Below are 23,763 nucleotides of genomic sequence, written 5' to 3' on the forward strand. Positions count from 1 at the left end.
CCATGGAACTCTTCGCAAGCTTGAGCTTCTTCGGCGGCGCCCTGTTCGGCGGCCTCGGCCTGGTCGCCTACCGATCGTCCGGCATGCCGCTGCGCATTGGCTATCGCCACATCATCGGCGTCATCTGCCTGGGCGTCTGGATGGCGGTGTTCTGGGCGCGGCCGTACCAGCCCATCGCGCTCTTCGCCATCTCCGGCGCCGCGCTGTGGGCCATGCGCCGCAACTACATCCCGACCTGGCTGGCGGTGATCATCACGATGACGCCGTTGCTGCTGGTCAAAACCGGCGTATCGCACCTGGGCGCCATGCTCGGGTTGTCCTTCGCCACCTTCCGCGCCATCGACGTGCTGCTGTTCGCGCCGCGCAACGAGCGCGTCTCGCCGCTGGATTACTTCATCTACCTGTTCTTCCCGCTGACGCTGCTGGCCGGTCCCATGTACCGCTGGCGCGCCTTCCAGGCCGATCTGAAGCGCGGCTACGAAGGCGTCAACCTGAACACCTGGCTGACCGGGCTGGAACTCATCATGGTGGGCGTGATCCAGAAGTTTGGCCTTGCCGAGCTCATCTGGCGTTACGGGCTGGCCACGCTGGACGCGCACGACTATTCGTTCACCGGCGTGGCGCTGAATGCCTCGCTCTACAGCGCCTACCTGTTCTTCGACTTTGCCGGCTACTCGACCATGGCGATCGGGATCGGCATGCTGTTCGGTTTCACGCTGCCGATCAACTTCCGCAATCCGCTGGCCACGCTGAACCCGCAGGATTTCTGGCGGCGCTGGCACATCAGCCTGTCCGAATGGCTGCGCGATGTCGTGTTCATGCCGATTTACAAGGCGTTGAGCAAGACCAGCTTCTTCGGCCGCCATCGCCTTGCGGCGCAGAACATCGGCATCTTCGCGACGCTGCTGGCGATGGGCGTGTGGAACGGCCTGTCGCTGCACTACATCGTCAGCGGCCTGATGTTCGGCGCGTATTCAGTGGGCCACAACCTGCTGATCAACGCCGCGCGCACGCGGCCCGGTCTGCAGGCGCTGCTGGCCAAGCCCGTCATGCGCTTTCTGGGGCGCGTGCTCACCCTGATTCTGGCCGCGCTGGCGCTGTACGTGTTCAGCGGCCGCAGTCCCATCTAACGCCGGGAGCTTCGGCATGCGTTTCGACTTGAAGTCCTTCCAGTTCGCCGACGACGGCCGCGCGCCCGACGCGCTGGCCGTTGCCGCCGCCGACCGCAGCCTGACCTGGACGCAGTTGCGCACTGAGGCCGAGGCCTGGGCCGACGCCGCCCGCCAGCACGGCGTGGCGCGCGACGTGCCGGTGGCCATCTACGGTCACAAGGAAGCCGCGTTCTTCGTCGCGATGGTCGGCGCGCTGCTCATCGGCGCGCCGTTCGTTCCGGTGGACACCATCTACCCTGCTGAGCGCCTGCGCCGCATCGTCGAGATCGTGCGCGCCGCCGCCGTCTTCGATGCCGCGGCCGGCACCTTCACGGCGGGCGAGGGCGAAGTGCTGCAAGAGCGTGGCCTGGCCTACGTGATGTTCACGTCGGGCAGCACGGGCGATCCGAAGGGCGTGCAGATCGGCCGCGAAAGCGTCGGCCTGCTCGGCGACTGGATGCTCGGCAGCTTTGGCCTGGGCGAGGCGCCCGTCTTCATGAACCAGGCGCCGTTCAGTTTCGACCTGTCCATGTACGAGGTCTTCGCCACGCTGGCGTCCGGCGGCAGCTGCGTGCTCAACGCGCGCGAACAGATCGCCGCGCCCGGCCCGTGGATGGAACGGCTGGCCGGCCACGGCATCACGGTGTGGGTGTCCACGCCGTCGTTCGCCCATCAGCAATTGGCCAACCGCGACTTCTCGCCCGCCACGCTGCCGACGCTGCGCACGTTCCTCTTCTGCGGCGAGCCGCTGCCGGCGGCGCTGGCCAAGAAGCTGCGCCAGCGTTTTCCCGACGCATCCATCCTGAACACCTACGGCCCGACCGAAGCCACGGTGGCCACCACCTGGATCGAAGTTACCGATGCGGTGCTGGCGGCGCACGATCCGTTGCCGGTCGGACACGCCAAGCCCGACAGCGTGCTGCTCGTGGACGAGGGCGAGATCTGCATCGTGGGAGACCACGTCATGCGGGGCTACCTGAACCGCGCCGACCTGAACGCGGCCAAGCTCTACACCTATGACGATGGCCGCCGCGCGTTCCGCACGGGCGACCTGGGTCTGATGGAAGAGGGCGGGCTGCTGTTTTGCCGCGGCCGGATGGACGATCAGATCAAGCTGAACGGCTATCGTATCGAGCTGGCCGAGATCGACGAGGCTTTGCACGGCCTGCCGGGGGTGGAAGGAAGCGCCTGCGCGGTGCTGCGCCGTCCCGACGGCACCGCGGTGCGGTTGATCGGCTTCGTGACTGGGCTGGACGGTGCGGGGCAGGAGGCGTCGCTGCTTGCGCCGGAGACCTTGTCCGGCTGGAAGGAGCGGCTGGCCGAGCGCCTGCCGCCGTACATGGTGCCGTCAGAGCTGGTTGCCTGCCCGGCGCTGCCGATGTCGAACAACCACAAGATCGATCGCAAGAAGCTGATCGAGATCTACAGCGCCATTCCGGTCTAGCGCAAGACGCCGCCGGCCGGCTGGACCAGCGCCCCGCTGATGGGGGCGCTGTGCAAAGCAATGGTGCAGCGGGCGATTACACGCCCATCATGCCGTAGCTCAGGCGAGCCAGGACCATCAAGAGGATCTGCGCGGCCACCAGCAGGATCAGCGGCGAGAAGTCGATCGAGGTGCGCGGCAGGATGCGGCGGATGGGATCGAGCAACGGCGCGGTCAGCGACTGCAGCAGCGGCATCATGGGCGCCATCGGGTTGACCCACGACAGCACGGCTTGGATCAGCGTCAACCAGACCACCAGATTCAGCGCCCATTTCGCGGTCATGATGAGCGCCGAACCCATGGCGGCGGGCAGCAGTGCGGCGGGAATCAGCGCGCCGATGGCCACCAGCCACAGCAGCACCAGATAGACCAGCGCCGACAGCCATGCGCACACGAGGCTGGTCCAGTCGATCTTGTTGCCGGCGGGAATGATCTTGCGCAGCGGCATCACGAGCCAGTTGGTGGCGCCGTAGATCGCGCGCGCCAGCGGGTTGAAGGGATGCAGCCGTATCGCGTGCATCCAGGCGCGGGCAATCAGTGCCGCGCCAAACAGCGTGAACACGATTTCGAGAAGGAAGCGGAAGATTTCACCGAGCATGGACGCGATCACCCCAAAAAAGAGGAGTCAATTGTCGCACGGCCAGACGTAAAAATTGCGTACGGTCCTAGTGCTTCAGGCCTAGTGCAAAGGGGCAGCCATTTGCATGGCATTGACGCGGGGACGACAAAAAAGCCGCCCGGTAAATACCAGGCGGCTCTGATGAAGCTAACGCTTCGGCGCGTCCGGATTAGGGACGGCCACCCGTCGGGAACGGCCACGACGCGGCGGGGTTCAGCGCGGTCTTCGCGCCCGGGGCAGCAGCCGTGGTGGGCGGCGTGGCGGGCTTCTTCGGAGCGGCTTTCTTCGCAGCGGGCTTCTTGGCGGCGGCGGGCTTCTTTGCGGCGACAGCCGGCTTGGAAGCGGGAGCCTTCTTGGCAGCGGGAGCCTTCTTGGCAGCCGGGGCCTTCTTGGCTACGGCCTTCTTGGCAACCGCTTTCTTGGCGGCCGGGGCCTTCTTGGCAGCAGCCTTCTTGGCTACGGCTTTCTTGGCGGCCGGGGCCTTCTTGGCGACAGCCTTCTTGGCAACAGCCTTCTTGGCGGCCGGGGCCTTCTTGGCTACAGCTTTCTTGGCAACCGCCTTCTTGGCGACAGCCTTCTTGGCTACGGCCTTCTTTGCGACGGCTTTCTTGGCAACTGCCTTCTTGGCAACGGCCTTCTTGGCGGCCGGAGCCTTCTTTGCTACGGCCTTCTTGGCGACTGCCTTCTTGGCAACGGCCTTCTTGGCGGCCGGCGCCTTCTTGGCGGCAACCTTCTTCACGGCCGGCTTCTTGGCGGCTGCGACTTTCTTCACTGCGACTTTCTTGACGGCAGCTTTCTTGGCCGGAGCGGCCTTCTTTGCTGCTGCCTTCTTGGCGGCGGGTTTTTTCACCGCTGCATTCTTGACGGCTTTCTTGGCTGTTGCCATGGTCATGCTCCTTAGGTTCAGGGGTCCCAGAACTTAAACCCGTGCCCCGACCCGCCAATTGGCGGACCGTGCCCGGGCTATTCATCGGCGCATGCCGCTGTTCTGTGCGAGCAACAGCTACTACGGTTTGCGCTAATGAATTCGGCACAGCCATTTGATATGGCCCCCGCTCCTTTGGCGCGAGCCATTTCAAATGGCGCCGGCAGGCAGCCTGTCCACAGGCCGCCGACCGCTTGTTCTACGTGTTCGAAGACACCCTGACCAAGGAGATTGCCATCAAGCCTGTCGCGAACGCGACGCCCATCAACGAGAAGAGGGCGTGCCCGCGCCGGGCTCGATGGCGTACTGCGTTACTCCCAGCTCAGCGTGCCACCGGTTTGGTATTCGATCACGCGAGTTTCAAAAAAGTTGCGTTCCTTTTTAAGGTCGATCATTTCCGCCATCCACGGGAAGGGATTTTCTTCCTGGGGGTACAGAGGTTCGATACCGATCTGCTGGCAACGACGGTTGGCGATGAAGCGCAGGTAGGATTTGAACATGGGTGCGTTCAAGCCCAACACGCCGCGCGGCATCGTGTCTTCGGCGTAAGCGTATTCGAGTTCGACCGCTTTGCGGAAGAGTTCTCGAATTTCTTCGCGGAATTCCGGCGTCCAGAGATGCGGATTTTCCAGTTTGACGGTGTTGATCAGATCGATGCCGAAGTTGCAGTGCATGGATTCATCGCGAAGGATGTACATGTACTGCTCGGCAGCGCCGGTCATCTTGTTCTGGCGGCCAAGCGCCAGGATCTGCGTGAAGCCAACGTAGAAGAACAGGCCTTCCATGAGGCAAGCGAAAACGATCAGCGACTTCAGCAGCGTCTGGTCGGCTTCGGGCGTGCCCGTCTTGAAGTTGGGATCAGCGATCGCGTCGATGAACGGGATCAGGAACTCGTCTTTTGCCCGGATGGACGGCACTTCGTTATAAGCGTTGAAGATCTCGGCTTCGTCCAGATCCAGGCTTTCGACGATGTATTGATAGGCGTGCGTGTGGATGGCTTCTTCGAAGGCCTGGCGCAGCAGGAACTGGCGGCATTCGGGAGCCGTGATGTGGCGGTAGGTGCCCAGCACGATGTTGTTGGCGGCCAGCGAGTCGGCGGTCACGAAGAAGCCGAGGTTGCGCTTGACGATGCGGCGCTCGTCCTCGGTGAGCCCGTTCGGGTTCTTCCAGAGGGCGATGTCGCGCGACATGTTGATCTCTTGCGGCATCCAATGGTTGGCGCAAGTGGCCAGGTACTTTTCCCACGCCCACTTGTACTTGAAAGGCACAAGCTGGTTGACGTCGGTCTGGCCATTGATGATGCGCTTGTCGGCAACCTTCACGCGCTGCGAGGTGGCCGAGCCGCTGGCGGCCAGGCCGGCAGCGTGTTCAGGCGCGGCCGGCGTGGGCATGGCGGTGTCGCCGAAAACACCCGTCGCCGCCCGGACTTCCGGGGCAGCCTGACCGCCCGCCGCGGGCGCGGCAGGTTGTGCAGGTTGCGTGGCGGTGGTGTCGTCGTCCCAATTAATCATGATTCATTCTCCGGAGGCGGTTATTGGCAGGCTTCGCACTCTTCGAAGCCGGGGTCGCCCGGCCGCATGGTGCAAACCGCCCCGAGAACTTCGGGTTCCGGCAAAACAGGTGCTGCGGCAACGGCGGAAGCAGTGGACGGATTGCCTGCGCTGACGGCGTTCAGTTCGCCGCCGCGTCCGGTGGACTTCTCGGCGCTGGTGGCGCCAAGGGTGCGCAGGTAGTACGTGGTCTTCAGGCCACGCGTCCATGCCAGCTTGTAGGTGTCGTCCAGTTTCTTGCCCGATGCGCCGGCCATGTAGATGTTCAGCGACTGGGCTTGATCGATCCACTTCTGACGGCGCGACGCGCATTCAACCAGCCAGCTCGGTTCGACTTCGAACGCGGTGGCGTAGAGTTCGCGGAGTTCGGAAGGAACGCGATCGATGCGGGACAGGCTGCCGTCGAAGTACTTGAGGTCGGCGACCATGACTTCGTCCCAGAGACCGAGTTTCTTCAGGTCACGCACGAGGTAATCGTTAACGACCGTGAACTCGCCGGAGAGATTCGATTTGACGTACAAGTTCTGGAAAGTGGGTTCGATGCACGCAGATACGCCAATGATATTGGAAATAGTGGCGGTTGGGGCGATTGCGATGCAATTGGAGTTGCGCATGCCGTGTTCTTTGATGCGCGTGCGCAACGTATCCCAATCGAGCGTGCTCGATTCATCAACCTCAACGTGACCACCACGTTCATCACGCAGCATCTTCAACGTGTCTTGCGGCAAGATGCCACGCGACCACAGCGAGCCTTCATACGATTGATAGCGGCCGCGTTCTTCAGCGAGCAGGCTCGACGCGAAGTACGCGTGATAGCACACCGCTTCCATCGAACGGTCCGCGAATTCAACAGCGGCTTGCGATGCGTACGGCACGCGCATCATCTGCAGGCAATCCTGGAAGCCCATGATGCCCATGCCCACCGGACGATGGCGCGCGTTGGAATTGCGGGCCTTGTCGACGGCGTAGTAGTTGATGTCGATCACGTTGTCGAGCATGCGCATGGCGATGCTGACCGTGCGCTTGATCTTGTCGTGGTCCAGTTCGAAACCGCCGCCGGCAGCCGGCTTCATGTGTGCGACCAGGTTCACGGAACCCAGATTGCAAACCGCGATTTCGGATTCGTTGGTGTTCAGCGTGATCTCGGTGCACAGGTTCGAGCTGTGGACGACGCCCACGTGCTGCTGCGGCGAACGGATGTTGCACGGATCCTTGAACGTGATCCACGGGTGGCCGGTTTCGAACAGCATCGACAGCATCTTGCGCCACAGCGTCAGCGCCGGCATCTTCTTGAACAGCTTCAGTTCGCCGCTGGCGACGCGGGCTTCGTAGCCCACGTAGGCTTCTTCGAACGCGCGGCCATACTTGTCGTGCAGGTCGGGGCAGTCGGACGGCGAGAACAGCGTCCACTCACCGCCTTCCATGACGCGCTTCATGAACAGGTCGGGAATCCAGTTCGCCGTGTTCATGTCGTGCGTGCGGCGGCGTTCGTCGCCGGTGTTCTTGCGCAGTTCCAGGAATTCTTCGATGTCCAGGTGCCACGACTCGAGGTACGTGCAGACCGCACCCTTGCGCTTGCCACCCTGGTTCACGGCGACGGCCGTGTCGTTGACGACCTTCAGGAACGGCACGACGCCCTGGCTTTCGCCGTTGGTGCCCTTGATGTGGCTGCGCAGCGCGCGGACCGGGGTCCAGTCGTTGCCCAGGCCGCCGGCGTACTTGGCCAGCAGCGCGTTTTCCTTGATGGCGTCGTAGATGCCTTCCAGGTCGTCCGAGACGGTGGTCAGGTAGCACGACGACAGCTGCGAGTGCAGCGTGCCCGAGTTGAACAGCGTGGGCGTGGAGCTCATGAAGTCGAACGAGGACAGGATCTCGTAGAACTCGATGGCGCGCGTTTCGCGGTCGGTCTCGCGCAGCGCCAGGCCCATGGCGACGCGCATGAAGAAGACCTGCGGCAGTTCGATGCGGGTGCCGCGGATGTGCAGGAAGTAGCGGTCGTACAGGGTCTGCAGGCCGAGGTAGCCGAACTGCAGGTCGCGCTTGGCGTTCAGCGCCTTGCCCAGCTTGGTCAGGTCATAGTTGGCCAGTTCGGGCGACAGCAGGCCGCCTTCGATGCCGCGGGCAATGAACGTGGGGAAGTATTCGGCGTAACGCGCGCCCATGCCGTCTTGCGAGACTTCCTCGCCCAGCACTTCCTTGCGGATCGTGTGCAGCAGCAGACGGGCGGTGACCTGGCTGTAGGCCGGATCCTTTTCGACCAGCGCGCGCGCGGACAGGATGGCGGACTTGAAGACTTCGTCGACGGGAATGCCGTCGTACAGGTTCTTGACCGTTTCCTTCAGGATGGCTTCGGCGTCGATGAATTCAGACAGGCCTTCGCCGGCGGCGACGATGGTCGCGCGCAGTTCGGCGACGTCCAGCGGACGGCGCACGCCGCCGTCGGTGACGTTCAGCACGTGTTCCTGCGGCGCGGCGGCGGCCTTCTGCTGGCCTTCGGCGGCAGCAGCGGCGGCGCGTTCCTGCGTGCGCTTTTCGCGGTACAGGACATAGGCGCGCGCGACGTCATGCTCGCCAGAGCGCATCAGCGCCAGTTCGACCTGGTCCTGGATGTCTTCAATATGGAAGGTGCCGCCGTTGGGGCGGTTGCGAACCAGCGCGTTGACGGCTTGGCCGGTCAGCGTTTCGACGAGTTCGCGCACACGGGCGGATGCGGCGCCTTGGCCACCATTGACGGCCAGGAAGGCCTTGGTCATGGCGATGGCAATCTTGCTGGGCTCAAAGCCAACCACCGAGCCATTGCGGCGGATGATGTTGTAGCTGGCCCATTTGCCGCTATTGGCGTCGGCGGGGGAGTCGGTTTGGGAGGGCGGCACGGCCGAAGGCCGGGTCACAGAGGCGATCGTAGTCTGCATGGAAGCTCCTGTGCGTAAAAGCGCGTAGATAACGGCATGACGGCGTCATGTCGGGTCAAAATTGGATCTTGTAATGGGGGTCGCAACGTCCGGACGGGCTAGTCCGTAAGGCGTGGCCGGCGGGAATCCGCGCTTGGGCGACCACAAGATGTAGTGTAGCACCCCTCGTTGGCCACTAATTCTAGTGATCGACGTTTACAGGGACAAGAAGAAGATAAGACGAATCCCACAAAAGATTGTAACCAAATGCACTAGGCGCGCCCCGTAAGGCGCGCCCAGGTCAGTGACCACTCAGACCGGCTGTTTATGCGGTTTTCCGCAAGGGGACGGCGTGTGAGGCCGGTGCTGTATAGCTCTGCATGAGTCGGGCCAGATCGGTCCGATACTTGTCGACATTCGCGGCCTTCACGTGGCCGAAACCGCGAATGTTTTCTGCCAGGGCGGCGATTGTAGCCGCTTGCGCGAGGTTGTCCGAGGTCAACCCTGCAACGAGCTGGTCTATGGTCTGGCGGTACTCCTTCACCAGCGCCCGTTCCATCTTGCGCTCGGCCGTGTGGCCGAACGGATCGAACCACGTGCCGCGCAGGCCCTTCAGACGCGTCAGCAATTTCAGTGCCGACATCGTGCGCGGACCCAGCGTCATCTTGCGCGGCACGCCGGTGCGCGGATCCTTGCGCGCGAAGATCGGCGGGGCCATGTGAAAGCGCAGGCTGTAGTCGCCTTCGAACTGACCCTCCAGCTGCGCCTTGAACGCGTCGCCGGTATAAAGGCGCGCCACTTCGTATTCGTCTTTGTAGGCCATGAGCTTGTACAGGCCGCGCGCCACCGCCATCGCCAGGCGCGGCGACTTGGCGTCCGGCGCCAGCTCCCGCTCGCGTGCCGCGACGGCGTCGACGACCTGCTGATAGGTGCGGGCATACGCGGCGTCCTGATAAGCCGTCAGGTCTTCGACCCGGCGCGCCACGGCACGTTCGAACGTTTCGGGCACGTGAAGCTGCACGACCTGGGCCCGGGGACGCAAGGCGCCTTGCAGCGCGTCAGGTTGATGCGCTGCGAGCCGGCCGTTGTCGAAGGCGGCGCGATTGGCCGCGACCGCCACGCCGTTCAGTTCGATCGCGCGGTAGATGGCGGCCTGCGACAGCGGCACGCCGCCGCGTTGCCAGGCATAGCCCAGCATGAACATGTTCGACAGGATGCTGTCGCCGAAGAGCGCGAGGGCCGCTTCGTGCGCGTCGATCGCCGCGGTGTGCGTGTCGCCGGCCGCGTGACGGATCTTGGCGAGCAGCGCTTCGGGGCGCATCGCGGCGTCGGGATTGCGCGTGAAGTCGGAGACCGGCGCCACGTAGGTGTTCACCGTGACCTTGGTGTGGCCGCGGCGCAGGGCGCCCAGCGAATCGGGCGCGACGGCGGCGACCGGATCGCACAGGATGGCCGCGTCGGCCTGCTGCCAGTCCAGGCGCACGGGGCCGGCGGTTGCGCCGGCGGGTGCAAGACGGATGTGACTGACGACGGTGCCGCCTTTCTGCGCCAGCCCGGTCAGGTCCAGCACCGCCGCGGACAGTCCTTCCAGGTGCGCGGCCATCGACACGATGGCGCCTATGGTGATGACGCCCGTGCCGCCCATGCCGGCGACCAGCAGGCGATAGGGATGCTCCAGCGCGTGGATGTCGGGCAGCGGCAGGCCGGCGATCAGGCCTTGCAGGCGTTCCTGGTCGGCCTTCGGCGCCGCGCTCTTTCTGGGCTTGCCGCCCATCACGGACACGAAGCTGGGGCAGAAGCCCTCCGCGCAGGAATAGTCCTTGTTGCAGCTGGATTGATCGATCGCACGCTTGCGGCCATAAGGCGTTTCCAGCGGAACGACCGACAGGCAGTTCGACTTCACGCCGCAGTCGCCGCAGCCTTCGCACACCGCGCTGTTGATCAGCATGCGGCGCGCCGGATCCGGGAACTGGTTCTTCTTGCGGCGGCGGCGCTTTTCGGCAGCGCAGGTCTGGTCATGGATCAGCACAGTCACGCCGGGGATTTCGCGCAGCTCGCGCTGCAGCGCGTCCAGCTCGCGGCGGTGGTGGACCTTGATGCCGGGGCCCAGGTCCACGCCCTGGTACTTTTCCGGCTCGTCCGTGGTGACCACGATGCGCGCCACGTTCTCGCCCCGCAACTGCTGGCAGATCTGCGGGACCGAGATCGGGCCGTCGACCGGCTGCCCGCCCGTCATCGCCACGGCATCGTTGAACAGGATCTTGTAGGTGATGTTGGCGCGCGCCGCGACGGCCTGGCGGATGGCCAGGTAACCCGAGTGGTAGTACGTGCCTTCGCCCATGTTCTGGAAGATGTGCGGCATCTTCGTGTAGCGGGACAGGCCGATCCAGTCGACGCCTTCGCCGCCCATCTGCGTCAGGCCACCCGTGTCGCGGTCCATCCATGCAGCCATGTAGTGGCAGCCCACGCCGGACAGCGCCTGGCTGCCCTCGGGCACCTTGGTCGACGTGCTGTGCGGACAGCCCGAGCAGAAGTAAGGGCGGCGGCGCATCCCGTCCGCGTCGTTGGACAGCGGGGCCTGGCATTCGAATGCCGACAGGTCGCGGTTCACCGGAAGTCCTGCGGCGCGCGACAGCCAGCCGGCCAGCGGCGCGGCCAGCAGCGACGGGCGCAATTGGCCGGCCGACGTCACCATCGGCTCGCCGTCCAGACCCTTCTTGCCCACGACCGTGGGGCGCTCGGGCAGGTTGAACAGCATGTCCTTGATCTGGCTTTCGACCACCGCGCCTTTTTCTTCGACGACCAGGATGTGCGACAGGCCGCGCGCGAATTCGAGCAGACGGCCCTCGTCCATCGGCCAGGTGAGACCCGGCTTGTAGATGCGTACGGGCGCGTTCGCCGTCACCGTATCCACGCCCAGTCGCGCCAGCGCTTCCATGGTGTCCAGGTGCGCCTTGCCCACGGTGACGATGCCCACCGTTGCCTTGGGCGCCGGACAGGTCAGCTTGTCCAGGCTGTGGCGGCGCGCGAAGGCGGCGACCGCCTTCATGCGCTGGTTCATGCGCGTCTCGACCGCCAGGGACAGAAAGTCGCGCGCCGAATACTCAAGCGATCCGGACGGCATGTCCGGATCCGCGGGCATGTCGTAGGTCTGAATCGGGGCAGGGGTGAAGGAGTGGCCGCTTTCGATGGTCTCGGACACCGCCTTGAAGGCGACCCAGGTGCCGGCATAACGCGACAGCGCCCAGCCCCACAGCGCGAAGGTCTCGTATTCGTCAATGGACGTCGGATGCACGATGGGCATCTGCCAGCCGATCAGCGAGGCCTCGCTGGCGTGCGGGATCGAGGAGGACACAGCGGTGTGGTCGTCGCCCACCACCACCAGCACGCCGCCGTTGCGCGAGGCGCCCGCGGCATTGCCATGATGCAGCGCGTCGCCGGCGCGATCCACGCCCGGGCCCTTGCCGTACCACATGGCAAACACGCCATCGACATTGCGGTCGTCGCGCACGCCGGCCTGCTGCGTCCCCATCACCGCGGTGGCGGCCATGTCTTCGTTGATGCCCGGCAAGAAGGTGATCTGGTTGGCGTCCAGCGCCTTCTGCGCCTTCCACATGGCCATGTCCACGCCGCCCAGCGGCGATCCGCGGTACCCCGACACGAAACCGGCCGTGTTCAAGCCGCGCTCGCGGTCCACCCGGCGCTGCGTGAGCATCATGCGCACCAGGGCCTGCGTGCCGGTCAGGAAGATGCGGCCGGACTCGCGCGTCAGGTTGTCGGCGAGCTGATACTCAAGGTCCAGCTCGGGTGCGGCGGCGGGGGTACCGTCCATAGTCAATGCTCCTCGTATTTGGCACCATGATAGGTTCGCGAGGGATCAGGTTTATTGCGTTTTTGGATCGTGCTATCCCTATAATTCGCAATGAACATTTCGTATTCCAAAAAAATCAGGAGACAAACGAATGGACAAGACCGATATCGGCATCCTCAAGGCCCTGCAGGAAGACGGCCGGGCCTCGGCGCAGCAGCTTTCCGAGAAGGTGGGGCTGTCCGCCGCGCCGGTGTGGCGGCGGGTGAAGGCAATGGAGGCGAGCGGGGTGATCCAGGGCTACAGCGCCCAGGTCGACCGCAGCAAGGTGGGGCTGGGCTGCATGTTTGCGCAGATCAGCCTGGAGCGGCACTCGGCCAACACCGTTGAACACTTCGAGCGGTCGGTGCGCGATGCGCCGGAAATCCTGGAGTGCTATGCGGTCACCGGGGATTCGGACTTCCTGTTGAAAATCCTGGTGGAAAGCCCCGAAGCCTATGACCGCTTCCTGCACCGGTTCCTCTTCAACATGCCGGGCATCCGGCAGACACGCACCATCGTGGCGCTGCGCGAGATCAAGCACGAACAGCGGCTGCCGCTGTAGCCGTTTCGGGGCGCTCTATATATAGAGAGGCTCTGTCGCTTGAAACCAACGCATTTTTGCGGTTTCCGCGCGGATTCTGGGCGCGCTCGCGGCCGCACTGTTGCGCATTTGCACACGGCGCGGATCCTCGTTGATTCTTCCCTGGCGCCTATTTAGAGTGCGTGAAGTCCGCTGCGCCTGGGACGTGCCGGTGTGATCGGCGCGGCGCGTCGGCGGACGTCTTGAGGAAGTCATGAGCAGTGTGTTTTTGCGTACGGCAGGCGTTGCCTGCGCCCTCGTGATCCTGGCCGGTTGCGCCGCCAGGAAGCCCGCCGCCATCACCGAGGCCCAGCCTGCGGATCCGCCCAAGCCGGTGGTTTGCACGCCCGCCAAGGCTGGTGATCCGATGGTCGGCACCTGGTTGTCGAATTCGCGTCCGCGCGACGTGGCCGGCGACATGCAAGCGCTGATCGTGCTGTCGGCCGACGGCACGATGTCCTACGAATCCCTGCTCAAGATCGGCCGCAAGACGCGTCCCGCGCTGCGCGAGACGGGCTGCTGGAGCGTGGAGAACGGCGTCTACACGATGCGCACCACCAAGTCGGCCGGCGAGCCGGTGGACCCCACCGATCCGATCTATCTGAACCGCTACCGCGTCGAAAAGGTCGAGCAATCCAAGCTGGCGCTGCGTGAACTCAAGAGCGGTGGCATGCTGCTCACCGCGCGCCGCATGCCGGCGGGCTATCGCCTCGCCTACTGAGCGTTGCGCCGGGCGGACACTACGCCCGGCGGTTTCGCCAAGCGGGCCGGGCTGCGGTAAGGTGCGGGCTTCGACTTTCGCCCCGCCGCCGGTTACCCATGCCCGCCCTGTCCTCCGAAGCACGCGCGATCGCGCTGCTGGCGCTGGCCGCCTTCGTCAGCGCCAGCGCTTTCCGAATCTGTGATCCCATGCTGCCGCAACTGGCGGCGGAATTCGGCACCACCACCGGCCAGGCCGCGCGCGCGGTCACGGCGTTTGCCGTGGCGTATGGCGTGCTGCAGATGTTCTTCGGTCCGGTGGGCGACCGTTACGGCAAATACCGCGTGGTCAGCGTCGCCACCGTGGCGTGCGCGCTGGGCAGCGCCGGCGCCGTCATGGCCGGATCGCTCGATATGCTGGTGTTCTGCCGCGCCTTGTCGGGCGCCGCGGGCGCGGGCATCGTGCCGCTGTCCATGGCCTGGATCGGCGACAACGTCCCCTATGAACGCCGGCAGGCGACGCTGGCGCGCTTTCTGACCGGCACCATCCTCGGCATGTCCGCCGGCCAGCTTGCGGGCGGCCTGTTCGCCGATACCGTCGGCTGGCGCTGGGCCTTTGCCGCGCTCGTGGCGGGCTATCTGATCGTGGGCGTGCTGCTGCATCTGGAAGTGCGCCGCCAGCGCGCGGCCGGATTTGCGCAGGTCGACCCCGGTGCGCCACGGCAAGGTTTTATCGCGCAGGCGCGGTTGGTGCTCGGCACGCGGTGGGCGCGCGTGGTGCTGGCGACGGTGTTCATCGAAGGCTTGCTGGTGTTCGGCGCGCTGGCCTTTGCGCCGTCGTACCTGCATGAGCGCTTCGATATCTCGCTGACGGCCGCGGGCGCGCTGGTGGCCGTGTACGCGGTGGGCGGGCTGATCTATACAGTCGTCGCGGGGCGCATCCTCAAGCGGCTCGGCGAGCGCGGCTTGGCTGTCGCGGGCGGACTGGTGCTGGGCGTGGCATTCCTGTCGTACCTGTTGGGACCGGTGTGGATGTGGAGCCTGCTGGCAAGTGTCCTGGCGGGTTTTGGGTACTACCTGCTTCACGCGACGCTGCAGACGAACGCAACGCAGATGGTGCCGTCGGCGCGTGGCACGGCGGTCGCGTGGTTCGCGTCGTGCCTGTTCATGGGGCAGGCGGCCGGCGTGGCGCTGGCGGGGGCGGTGGTGGACGAGATCGGACCGGGCGCGCTGTTCGGCGGCTCGGCCGTGCTGTTGCCGCTGCTGGGGGCGTTCTTTGCCCGGGCGCTCAAGGCGAGGGCGGGGATGCAGCAGGGGTGAGGGCGTTGGCGTTACGCCAGATTGAAAACAGAAAGGGCCTTGTTCATCGTTGGATGAAAAGGCCCTTGGTTTATGGGGGTGTCAGGCATCCATGGATTATGCAGGTGTCAGACACCCTGCCGAGACCGTCGCGGGTTTGTGGCGTTATCTCTCAAGGGTGTCAGACACCTGGGCAGTAGGCTTTCGGAGAGTGTCTGACACCCGGATTCAAATGTCCGACAGCCGCTTGAGCACGGTTTCCTTGCCCAGCAGTGCCAGCACCGCATCCACCGCAGGCGTCTGCGTCTGACCGGTGACCGCCACGCGCAGCGGGATGGCCAGTTGCGGCATCTTCAGCCCGCGGTCGGCCAGCACGCCCTTGATCAGCGCGGACAGCGCTTCGCGCGTCCACTCCGCATCCTGCGCGCGCTGCGCGAAATCGGCCAGCGCCTCGCGGGCCGGCGCGGTCAGGTGCTGTTCGGCCAGCTCAGCCGGCGCGCCCTTGAATTCGCCGCAGAACAGCATGGCGCCGTCGGCCAGTTGCTCCAGCGTTTCGGCGCGGTCCTTCAGGAGGCCCATGACGCCCGGCAGGTCGATCTGCTCGGGATAACCGCCGCGCGTCGCCACGCGCGTGGCGACGCGTTCGGCCAGTTCGGCGTTGTCCATCTGCTTGATGTAGTGGGCGTTGACCCAGTTCAGCTTCTTGGGATCCCACTGCGACGCGGACTTGGACAGATGCTTGGTGTCGAACCACGACACGAGCTGGTCGCGCGAAAAGAGTTCGTCGTCGCCGTGGCTCCAGCCCAGACGGGCCAGGTAGTTGATCATGGCTTCGGGCAGATAGCCTTCGTTGTCGTACTCCATGACGTTGACCGCGCCGTGGCGCTTGGACAGCTTTTCGCCGTCCGGGCCCAGGATCATCGGCACGTGGCCGTATTCCGGCAGGGTGGCGCCAAGCGCGCGCAGGATGTTGATCTGGCGGGGCGTGTTGTTGACGTGGTCATCGCCGCGCAGCACGTGCGTGATGCCCATGTCCCAGTCGTCGACCACGACGCAGAAGTTATAGGTGGGCGTGCCGTCCGGACGCGCGATGATCAGGTCGTCGAGCTCGGTGTTGTCGAAGCTGATCGTGCCCTTGACCATGTCGTTCCAGGACGTGGCGCCGTCCTGGGGATTCTTGAAGCGCACCACCGGCTTGCGGCCTTCGGGGATGGCGGGCAGCATCTTGCCGGGTTCCGGGCGCCAGGTGCCGTCGTAGCGCGGCTTGTCGCCGCGGGCGCGGGCAGCCTCGCGCATCGCTTCGACTTCTTCGGGCGAGCTGTAGCAGTGATAGGCGGTGCCGGCGGCCAGCATCTGGGCCACGACTTCGCGGTACCGGTCCATGCGCTGCATTTGGTAGAAGGGGCCTTCGTCCGGCTGCATGCCCAGCCATTCCATGCTGTCCAGGATGGCCTGCACCGCTTCCGGCGTGGACCGCTCGACGTCCGTGTCCTCGATGCGCAGCACGAAGGTGCCCTTGTGGTGGCGCGCGAAGGCCCAGGAGAACAGCGCGGTGCGCGCGCCGCCCAGATGCAGGAAACCGGTGGGCGAAGGCGCAAAGCGGGTGCGAATGGGTGTAGTGGCGTTGGAAGTCATAGGTGGCAGTGTTAGCGGCTGCGGCGCCACAAAGCGGCGTCGGGCAGTGTCCTCATCAAGCGGACAGCGGGCTTGTCTTGATACGATGAACGCTATTTTAGATTAGTGTGAACAGGCCCTGGCCCGACCTCCCCATGTTGAGACACGCTCTTGCGCCGATGTTCGAACCCGCCTCGCTGGTGATCGTGGCCGATCGGCCGCTGCCCGCGGCAAGTTCCCTGTCTCCCGCCCTGAAGACAAAGACCACGGTTGTCGCCGTCGAACCCGGTGCAGCCCCCGACCTGCCGGACAGGCTTGAAGGCCTAGCCCAGGGCGACCGGCCTGATCTGGCCCTGGTTTGCGTGTCGCCTGCCGTGCTGCCCGAAACGCTGCGCCGCCTGGCGCCGTTGTCGCCTCGCGCCGTAATTCTGCTGCCGCACGAATTGCCCGACCCGTACCCGCGCGGCACGCTGGCGTTGTGCCGGGCCTGGGCCGAGGAAAACCACTGCGAACTGCTGGGGCCGCGCTCTTTCGGCGCGCAGCGGCCGCACGCGGGCCTGAACTTCAGCCAGCACCCGGTGCTGGCGCGCAGCGGCCGCGTGGCGCTGGTGGCGCAGTCGCGCTCCATCATGGCCGCCGTCATGGACTGGGCCGAGGACGTGCACATCGGCTTTTCCACCGCCGTGTCGCTGGGCGACGAAGCCGTGGTGGGCCTGCCCAAGCTGCTGGACTACCTGGCCAGCGATCCGCGCACGGACAGCATCGTCCTCTACCTGGAAGACGTCGGGCCCGCCCGCGAGTTCATGAGCACCCTGCGGGCCGCGGCCAGCATCAAGCCGGTCATCGTGCTCAAGGCCGGCCGCTCCGATGCCGACAGCAGCGACGCCGTTTTCGATGCGGCGCTGCGTCGGGCTGGCGCGGTGCGTGTGCGCTACTTCGTGCAGCTCTTCTCGGCCGTGAAGGTGCTGGGCTACACGCGCCGCCCCAAGGGCCGCCGGGTGGCGCTCATCTCCAACGGCAGCGGACCCCCGCAGCTCGCCATGGATCTGATCGGCCCCGACGCCGCCGTCCTGCGCGCCGACCTGGCGCCCGCCACGCAGCGCGCACTGGCCGAGATGCTGGAGCCCGACGCCGGCACCGCCAACCCCGTCATCACCTATCTGCCGATGACGCCCGAGCGCATCCGCGCCATGCTGGAAGCCGTCCTGGACGACGCCGGCGTGGACGGCGTGCTGGTGCTGCTGGCGCCCGACGCCTTGGCCGACATGCCCGCCGTGGCGCGCGAATTGGCCCAGATCGCGCCGTCCGCCAAGAAACCCGTGGTGACCTGCTTTATGGGCGACGCCGGCATGCGTCCGTTGCGGCGCATGCTGGACGATGCGGGCACGTCGGCGTTCCGCACGCCCGAGTCGGCCGCGGACGCGTTCGGCGTGCTGGCGTCGCACCACTACAACCAGCAGTTGCTGTTGCAGACGCAGCCGCCCGAACCTGCCAGCCACGTGCCGGACCTGGCGGCGGCGCGCGAAATCGTTGCGCGCGTGCGCGCCGATTGCCGGCGCGAGCTGAATACGGCCGAAATCCGCACATTGCTGTCGCTGTTCTATGTGCCGTTGTCCGACGCCACCGCTCCATCGGCAGCCGAAGCCGAATCACGGCCCATGGCGATCCGCGTGCGTCGCGATCCGCAATTCGGCCCTGTCATCCGCTTTGGCGCGGGCGGGCCGGACGCGGTGCTGTCGCTGGCCGAGCGCGGCATGGACTTGCCGCCGCTGAACGGCTATCTGGCGCGCCAACTCATCGAGCGCAGCAGGCTGTGGCGGCGCGTGCTGGCCCCCCGGGTCGGCCACCTGGCCGCCGAGGCGCTGCAGCAAACCTTGGTGCTGGTGTCCGAGCTGGTGTCGGAACTGCCCGACATCGAATCCCTGGACATCGATCCGCTCTACGCCGGCGAAACGCATCTGCGCGCCGGCGGCCTGCGCATGACGCTGACCGATACGCCGGGCTGCGCTTCGCCGCAGACCACGGGCTACCCGCACATGGCGATCCACCCGTATCCGGCTCGGCTGGTGCAGGTGCGCCGGTTCGATGACGGCATCCCGTGGGTGCTGCGCCCGATCCGCCCCGAAGACGGCGAGGCGCTGCAGGAATTCATTCGCGGCCTGTCGGAGCGGTCGCGCTACATGCGGTTCGTGTCGATGATGCGCGAACTCACGCCGCGCATGGTGTCGCGCTACACACAGGTGGACTATCACCGCGAACTGGCCCTGGTGGCGGCGACGCAGGTGCCCAATCCCGCCAATCGCGGCCATCCGCGCGAGGTGCTGGTGGGCTTTGCGCACTACCTGCGCAATCCCGACGGGCGGGGGGCGGAATACGCGCTGGTGATCGGCGACGACTGGCAACGGCGCGGGTTGGGACGTCAGCTCATGACCGCGCTGATCGACGCCGCGCGCGAGCAGGGCCTGGAATACATCGACGGCCTGGTGCTGTCGACGAACCGGCCCATGCTGGCGCTGATGACCAGCCTGGGCTTCACGAACGATCGCGATCCCGAGGACCCGACGATGCGCCGGGTCTGGCTGGACCTGGGCTGAGTCTGATTCAGGATCTGGGTCTGGACCTTGGGCTGGGCCCGGGTCTGGACCCGTCACCCGTCGCGCCGGATCGCTTCAGGCGGTCCGGCGCGTCGGCTGCGCGGGTTTGAGCCGCGCGGCCGCTTCGTCCACCGACAGCACGTCGCCGAAGAACAGCATCCAGCCGTGCAGCGCGTTTTCGTGCTCGGCCGGCGTCACCGCGGCCAGCGCGTCGTCGATCATGATGGTCCGGAAGTCCCGCATCATTGCGTCGCGCGCGGTGGATTCGCAGCACACGTTGGTGACCGTCCCGGCGATCAGCAGGGTATCCACGCCCAGCCCGCGCAGCAGCGGTTCCAATTCCGACGACCCCGGCGCCATGGCGCTGTAAAAGCGCTTGACCACGCGCGGGTCCGTGGCCTGCGCGTGCAGGTCCGGATGCAGCGCAAAGCCCGGCGAATCGCGCCGCAGGGTCTCCAGGCGGCGGGCGCTGCGTTCGGGCGTGAGCATCACGCCATGATGATGCGACCAGAACACGTCCGCGTTGTCCGACGCCGTCTGCACCCACACCACGACCCCGCCCGCATCGCGCACGGCGCCGCACAGGCGGTTGATGGGGTCGATGATCTCGCGCGCGGGGGCGCATTCGCCCTGATAACCCGGCATCAGGAAATACTGCTGCATGTCGATCACCACCACCGCGGTGCGCGCGGCCGGCAGTTCGTCATAGGGATGCAGGCAGCCCTGACGGGCCATGACGCGATCCTTCACCCACTGGGGGAATTCCATGCTGCCTCCTTAGCCGTAACGCCGCGCCACGGCGGACTCGACGCGGTAGATGATGAGGTACATGACGCTGGAAATCAGCGCCAGCATCACGATGGCGGTCATGACGATGTTCAGCTTGAACACCTGGCTGCCGTTCATGATGAGAAAGCCCAGGCCCGAATCAGCCGACTGGAACTCGCCCACGATCACGCCCACCAGCGCCAGGCCGATGTTCATCTTCACGGCCGCGATCAACGTGGGCACGCTGCCCGGCAGCACGACCTTGGTCAGCACCTGCCAACGGCTGGCGCCAAAGGTGTGGGCAAGCTTCACCTTGTTCAGGTCGATACCGCGGAATCCCGCGTACACGACCATGATGGTCACGAACACCGCAATGGCCACCGCCATGCCGTAGACCGCGTAATCGGAACCCAGCCACAGATAGAAGATCGGCACGAATGCGATCTTGGGCATGGCGTTGGCCACCACCAGGAAAGGGTCCAGCACCTTGTACAGAAAGTCGGACCACCACAGTGCGGCCGCCACCACGATCCCGATGCCCATGCTGAGCACAAAGCCGACCAGCGTGGCCGACAGCGTCGTCATGATGTGCTTGCCCAGGCTGCCGTGGTTCCACAGTTCCAGGAACGTGGGCCACAGCGCGCTGGGATAGCTGGTGAGCAGCGGATTGACGATGTGCATGCGCGGCAGGATTTCCCACGCGCATAGAAAGACCACCAGCAGCAGTGCCTGGGCCACGCGGATGTTGCGGCGGCGCGCGCGGTCGCGGCGCAGGTAGTTCAGGTATTTCTCGCTGGGGCCGGGCACGGCGCGCAGCGGAACGGTATTGGCAATCGGCGCGTTCATGGGTCAGCCCTCCACGTGAACATCCAGCTCGTCCCAGAGCTGTTTGAAGTAGGTGTTGAACTCCGGCCGCGAGCGCGCCTGGAACGGCGTGGGTCGGACCTGGCCGTCGCCGTAATGAATGCGGTACTGGCTCTTTAAACGTCCCGGCCGGCGCGACAGCACGATCACGCGATCAGTCATGGCGATGGCCTCGCCGATATCGTGTGTCACCAGCACCACCGTCTTGCCTTCGCGCCGCAGGATGTCCACCACTTCGTCGGAAATCGCCAGCCGCGTCTGCGAATCCAATGCCGAAAACGGTTCGTCCAGCAGGATCACGTCGGGCTCGGTGACCAGCGTGCGCGCCAGCGCCGCGCGTTGACGCATCCCGCCGGACAGCTGTCGCGGCGTGTGCGACAAAAACGCGCCCAGGCCGCATTTTTCAAGCAGGTGCACGGCGCGCGCCTCGCTGCGCGCGTCGCGCCGCCCCTGGATCTCGGCGCCCAGCATCACGTTGTCCAGGATGGTGCGCCACTCGAACAGATAGTCCTGCTGCAGCATGTAGCCGATGCGGGCATTCGGCTTGGTCACCGCCTGCCCGTCGACCAGCACCGCGCCCGAGGTCGGCGGAATCAAACCCGCGATCAACGACAGCAGCGTGCTCTTGCCACAGCCGCTTTGCCCGATCAGGCTGACGAACTCGCCCGGCGCCAGACTGAACGAGACGTTGGACAGCGCCTCGGTCTCGCCTTCCGGTGTGAAGTACGAAAGACAGACCTCGCGCAGTTCGATCTTGGCCGTCGCGGTCGCCGGCTTCAGGTTATGGATGGCGGCGCCCATCATTGCGCCTTTTTGGCAAAGTCGGCGATCACCACGTCCTCGTACTTGACGCGGGCGGTGTCCTTCATCACGGCGCTGGCCACCAGCATGTCCTGCAGTTGCGTCATCGCCTGCGCGGTCACCAGCGGCGTGGTCTTCCAGATCTGATATTGCTTGTAGCGTTCGATCGCCTCGGTCACCGCGGCCTGGTCCATGCCGGGAAAGAAGGTCATGATCTGCGGGGCCAGCGTGGCGGCCGGCGTGTCCTTCACGTATTTCTCGGCGCGCGCGACCACATCGGTCCAGGCCTGGATGACCTTGGGGTTGTCGCGGATGTATTTGTCGGTGGCGGTGAAGACCGTGTAGTCCACCTGGCCCACTTCATGTCCCACGGACGCGACGATGTGCCCCTTGCCGTTGCGCACCAGTTCGCCGGCCTCGGGCTCCAGGAAGATGCCGTACTCCCCTTGGCCCGCCATCCAGGCGCCGGCGCGCGCGGGGATGCCGATGTTGTTGAGCAGCTTCACGTCCTTTTGCGGATCCAGGCCATGCTTGCGCAGCGCGGTCTCCAGAAACACGATGGGATTCGATCCCGGGCGAAAGCCGATCACTTCCTTGCCCTTGAGCATGGACCAGTCGAACTTGTCGACCGGCTTGCGCGACAGCAGGAAAAAGCCGTCCGTGGCGGTCAGGCCGGCAAAGATCTTGGGCTTGACCGGTGATTCGCTGTTCTGCACGTAGATGGACGCCTCGGGCCCGATCAGCACGATGTCCGCGCTGCCCGACAGCAGGGCGGTCATGCCCTTGTCGGTGCCTTGCGAGGTTTTCATGGACACGTCCAGGCCGGCGTCCTTGAAATAGCCCTGCGATAGCGCGACATACTTCGGCACGTAAAGGATCGATCGCACCACTTCTTCGTAGCGCACCTTCACGGGAGGGTTCAGGGCTTCGGCCTGAGCGGCCAGAGGGGCAAGCAGCGCGAGCAGCGCCGCGCCTGCCAGGCGGGGCAAGGGCAAGGTCTTCACGGGACTTTCTCCTGCGTCTTGAATGCGCCGACGGATCGGCGCAACACGGCCAATGGGATGGATCGACTGCAACAACAGGGAAGCCCGAACAGAGAAGGCCCGGGCCGGTAGGACTTGGATCGAATACTATATTCAAGACAAGGAGGCGACAAGCGTTTTGAGATTGGCGTTTTTCTCTATGGACGCAAGCCTTCCGAGCCGGGACAATGCGAGGCTGGAATACCAGTTGGTATACAAAATAAGATTTTGAGCCGCTTCAGATTTGAATCGTGACGGGGCAGGGCTCATCCCATCGTAGGCGCGCAATGCCGGCGCGCCCATCAGCCAGGAACACGAGCCGCGTCTTGCACGCCGCCCGTTTTCGTTCCTGGCCCGTGCTGCGCTAGACCAGCACTTCGTTCAGGAAGTCCGAAATATCCGCCACTTCCTCGGCGCAGACCGAGTGCGGCATCGGATACGTGCGCCAGCGCACGTCGTAACCCAGGCGCTTCAATTCCGCCAACGACGCTTCAGCGCGCGCCAGCGACACCACCGGATCGTATTGGCCATGCGCCATGAAGATAGGCGTGGCATTGTTGGCGGGCTGACGCTCAGCTTCTGCGGTGTCCAGCAGCGGCAGATAGCCAGACAGCGCCATCATGCCGGCCAGCTTCTCTTTCAAGCGCAGACCCGTGTGCAGGGTCATCGCGCTGCCTTGCGAGAACCCGGCCAGCACGATGTTCGACGTCGGGATGCCACGCGCGTTTTCACGCGCGATCAATTGGTGGATGGCGGCTTCCGAGGCGCGGATGCCGCGGCCGTCTTCCACGCGCACCAGATCCATCACCAGGATGTCGTACCAGGAACGCATCGACATGCCGTTGTTGATGGTGACCCGCTGAACCGGCGCATTCGGAAACACGAAGCGCACGCCACGCCCGGCGGGCAGGCGCAGTTCCGGCACGATGGGCGCGAAATCGTTGCCGTCGGCGCCCAGGCCGTGCAGCCAGATCACGGCGTGCGTGGGATTGGGGGCGGTTTCGATCTCGATGCAGTCGAGCAGGTCGGGTGCGGTCATGGACGGGCTGTTGG

Annotated in this window: 17 protein-coding genes; 6 read left to right on the forward strand and 11 right to left on the reverse strand. The window is 65.3% G+C overall.

Features of this window, described 5'->3' with window-relative positions:
• Nucleotides 1-2: 2 nt before the first annotated feature.
• Complete coding sequence (locus MHZ91_RS14490; RefSeq protein WP_175126234.1) at nucleotides 3-1,130, forward strand: MBOAT family O-acyltransferase; 1,128 nt, start codon at nucleotides 3-5, stop codon at nucleotides 1,128-1,130.
• 16 nt (nucleotides 1,131-1,146) lie between these two features.
• Nucleotides 1,147-2,595, forward strand: a complete 1,449-nt coding sequence (locus MHZ91_RS14495) for a D-alanine--poly(phosphoribitol) ligase (RefSeq protein ID WP_239214261.1) — start codon at nucleotides 1,147-1,149, stop codon at nucleotides 2,593-2,595.
• Nucleotides 2,596-2,671: 76 nt separating this feature from the next.
• On the opposite strand, the gene MHZ91_RS14500 is transcribed toward MHZ91_RS14495, so the two are convergent.
• The 5 genes from MHZ91_RS14500 to MHZ91_RS14520 form a co-directional block, all read right to left on the reverse strand.
• A complete protein-coding gene (locus tag MHZ91_RS14500) occupies nucleotides 2,672-3,232 on the reverse strand; it encodes a YggT family protein (RefSeq protein ID WP_056566878.1) in 561 nt (186 codons plus the stop codon).
• A gap of 190 nt (nucleotides 3,233-3,422) precedes the next feature.
• Entirely contained in the window at nucleotides 3,423-4,139 is a 717-nt protein-coding gene (locus MHZ91_RS14505) for a histone H1-like DNA-binding protein (protein WP_239214264.1), read from the reverse strand.
• Between the two features lie 350 nt (nucleotides 4,140-4,489).
• On the reverse strand, nucleotides 4,490-5,689 hold the full coding sequence (locus MHZ91_RS14510) for a ribonucleotide-diphosphate reductase subunit beta (RefSeq protein WP_056564436.1): 1,200 nt from the start codon (nucleotides 5,687-5,689) through the stop codon (nucleotides 4,490-4,492).
• A 20-nt stretch (nucleotides 5,690-5,709) separates the two neighbouring features.
• Entirely contained in the window at nucleotides 5,710-8,640 is a 2,931-nt protein-coding gene (locus MHZ91_RS14515) for a ribonucleoside-diphosphate reductase subunit alpha (RefSeq protein WP_175139128.1), read from the reverse strand.
• A gap of 304 nt (nucleotides 8,641-8,944) precedes the next feature.
• Nucleotides 8,945-12,451 (reverse strand): indolepyruvate ferredoxin oxidoreductase family protein, encoded by a 3,507-nt coding sequence (locus MHZ91_RS14520; RefSeq protein ID WP_239214267.1) that lies wholly within the window; start codon nucleotides 12,449-12,451, stop codon nucleotides 8,945-8,947.
• Nucleotides 12,452-12,581: 130 nt separating this feature from the next.
• On the opposite strand from MHZ91_RS14520, the gene MHZ91_RS14525 reads away from it, so the two are divergent.
• The 3 genes from MHZ91_RS14525 to MHZ91_RS14535 all read left to right on the forward strand — a co-directional run bounded on the left by MHZ91_RS14525 (nucleotide 12,582) and on the right by MHZ91_RS14535 (nucleotide 15,068).
• On the forward strand, nucleotides 12,582-13,031 hold the full coding sequence (locus MHZ91_RS14525; protein ID WP_175126229.1) for an Lrp/AsnC family transcriptional regulator: 450 nt from the start codon (nucleotides 12,582-12,584) through the stop codon (nucleotides 13,029-13,031).
• Between the two features lie 232 nt (nucleotides 13,032-13,263).
• Nucleotides 13,264-13,770, forward strand: a complete 507-nt coding sequence (locus MHZ91_RS14530; RefSeq protein WP_239214270.1) for a hypothetical protein — start codon at nucleotides 13,264-13,266, stop codon at nucleotides 13,768-13,770.
• Between the two features lie 98 nt (nucleotides 13,771-13,868).
• Nucleotides 13,869-15,068, forward strand: a complete 1,200-nt coding sequence (locus MHZ91_RS14535; protein WP_218342178.1) for an MFS transporter — start codon at nucleotides 13,869-13,871, stop codon at nucleotides 15,066-15,068.
• A 207-nt stretch (nucleotides 15,069-15,275) separates the two neighbouring features.
• Here MHZ91_RS14535 and gltX read toward each other — a convergent pair whose 3' ends face one another.
• Entirely contained in the window at nucleotides 15,276-16,682 is a 1,407-nt protein-coding gene (gene gltX / locus MHZ91_RS14540; RefSeq protein WP_239214273.1) for a glutamate--tRNA ligase, read from the reverse strand.
• A 134-nt stretch (nucleotides 16,683-16,816) separates the two neighbouring features.
• Between gltX and MHZ91_RS14545 the strand changes: the two genes are divergently transcribed.
• Entirely contained in the window at nucleotides 16,817-19,255 is a 2,439-nt protein-coding gene (locus MHZ91_RS14545; RefSeq protein ID WP_239214276.1) for a GNAT family N-acetyltransferase, read from the forward strand.
• A 75-nt stretch (nucleotides 19,256-19,330) separates the two neighbouring features.
• Here the strand turns inward: MHZ91_RS14545 and MHZ91_RS14550 are convergent, their stop codons facing one another.
• The 5 genes from MHZ91_RS14550 to MHZ91_RS14570 all read right to left on the reverse strand — a co-directional run bounded on the left by MHZ91_RS14550 (nucleotide 19,331) and on the right by MHZ91_RS14570 (nucleotide 23,749).
• Nucleotides 19,331-20,023 (reverse strand): isochorismatase family cysteine hydrolase, encoded by a 693-nt coding sequence (locus MHZ91_RS14550; RefSeq protein WP_239214279.1) that lies wholly within the window; start codon nucleotides 20,021-20,023, stop codon nucleotides 19,331-19,333.
• A gap of 9 nt (nucleotides 20,024-20,032) precedes the next feature.
• Nucleotides 20,033-20,869 carry an ABC transporter permease gene (locus MHZ91_RS14555; protein ID WP_191578201.1) on the reverse strand — a complete coding sequence of 279 codons (837 nt, stop codon included), beginning with the start codon at nucleotides 20,867-20,869 and terminating at the stop codon, nucleotides 20,033-20,035.
• A 3-nt stretch (nucleotides 20,870-20,872) separates the two neighbouring features.
• Nucleotides 20,873-21,688, reverse strand: coding sequence for an ABC transporter ATP-binding protein (locus tag MHZ91_RS14560; RefSeq protein WP_175139146.1), 816 nt, complete (start codon nucleotides 21,686-21,688; stop codon nucleotides 20,873-20,875).
• Nucleotides 21,688-22,692 carry an ABC transporter substrate-binding protein gene (locus tag MHZ91_RS14565; RefSeq protein ID WP_175125491.1) on the reverse strand — a complete coding sequence of 335 codons (1,005 nt, stop codon included), beginning with the start codon at nucleotides 22,690-22,692 and terminating at the stop codon, nucleotides 21,688-21,690. The genes MHZ91_RS14560 and MHZ91_RS14565 overlap by 1 nt, the downstream gene beginning before the upstream one ends.
• Nucleotides 22,693-23,074: 382 nt before the next feature.
• On the reverse strand, nucleotides 23,075-23,749 hold the full coding sequence (locus MHZ91_RS14570; RefSeq protein ID WP_239214281.1) for an alpha/beta hydrolase: 675 nt from the start codon (nucleotides 23,747-23,749) through the stop codon (nucleotides 23,075-23,077).
• Nucleotides 23,750-23,763: the final 14 nt, after the last annotated feature.

Origin of the sequence: Achromobacter sp. ACRQX, assembly GCF_022346505.1 — a bacterium.
GTDB lineage: Bacteria > Pseudomonadota > Gammaproteobacteria > Burkholderiales > Burkholderiaceae_B > Achromobacter > Achromobacter animicus.

Coding starts and splice junctions, on each gene's coding strand:
- MHZ91_RS14490 (WP_175126234.1), top strand. CDS start 3: ATGGAACTCTTCGCAAGCTTGAGCTTCTTCGGCGGCGCCCTGTTCGGC.
- MHZ91_RS14495 (WP_239214261.1), top strand. CDS start 1,147: ATGCGTTTCGACTTGAAGTCCTTCCAGTTCGCCGACGACGGCCGCGCG.
- MHZ91_RS14500 (WP_056566878.1), bottom strand. CDS start 3,232: ATGCTCGGTGAAATCTTCCGCTTCCTTCTCGAAATCGTGTTCACGCTG.
- MHZ91_RS14505 (WP_239214264.1), bottom strand. CDS start 4,139: ATGGCAACAGCCAAGAAAGCCGTCAAGAATGCAGCGGTGAAAAAACCC.
- MHZ91_RS14510 (WP_056564436.1), bottom strand. CDS start 5,689: ATGATTAATTGGGACGACGACACCACCGCCACGCAACCTGCACAACCT.
- MHZ91_RS14515 (WP_175139128.1), bottom strand. CDS start 8,640: ATGCAGACTACGATCGCCTCTGTGACCCGGCCTTCGGCCGTGCCGCCC.
- MHZ91_RS14520 (WP_239214267.1), bottom strand. CDS start 12,451: ATGGACGGTACCCCCGCCGCCGCACCCGAGCTGGACCTTGAGTATCAG.
- MHZ91_RS14525 (WP_175126229.1), top strand. CDS start 12,582: ATGGACAAGACCGATATCGGCATCCTCAAGGCCCTGCAGGAAGACGGC.
- MHZ91_RS14530 (WP_239214270.1), top strand. CDS start 13,264: ATGAGCAGTGTGTTTTTGCGTACGGCAGGCGTTGCCTGCGCCCTCGTG.
- MHZ91_RS14535 (WP_218342178.1), top strand. CDS start 13,869: ATGCCCGCCCTGTCCTCCGAAGCACGCGCGATCGCGCTGCTGGCGCTG.
- gltX (WP_239214273.1), bottom strand. CDS start 16,682: ATGACTTCCAACGCCACTACACCCATTCGCACCCGCTTTGCGCCTTCG.
- MHZ91_RS14545 (WP_239214276.1), top strand. CDS start 16,817: ATGTTGAGACACGCTCTTGCGCCGATGTTCGAACCCGCCTCGCTGGTG.
- MHZ91_RS14550 (WP_239214279.1), bottom strand. CDS start 20,023: ATGGAATTCCCCCAGTGGGTGAAGGATCGCGTCATGGCCCGTCAGGGC.
- MHZ91_RS14555 (WP_191578201.1), bottom strand. CDS start 20,869: ATGAACGCGCCGATTGCCAATACCGTTCCGCTGCGCGCCGTGCCCGGC.
- MHZ91_RS14560 (WP_175139146.1), bottom strand. CDS start 21,688: ATGGGCGCCGCCATCCATAACCTGAAGCCGGCGACCGCGACGGCCAAG.
- MHZ91_RS14570 (WP_239214281.1), bottom strand. CDS start 23,749: ATGACCGCACCCGACCTGCTCGACTGCATCGAGATCGAAACCGCCCCC.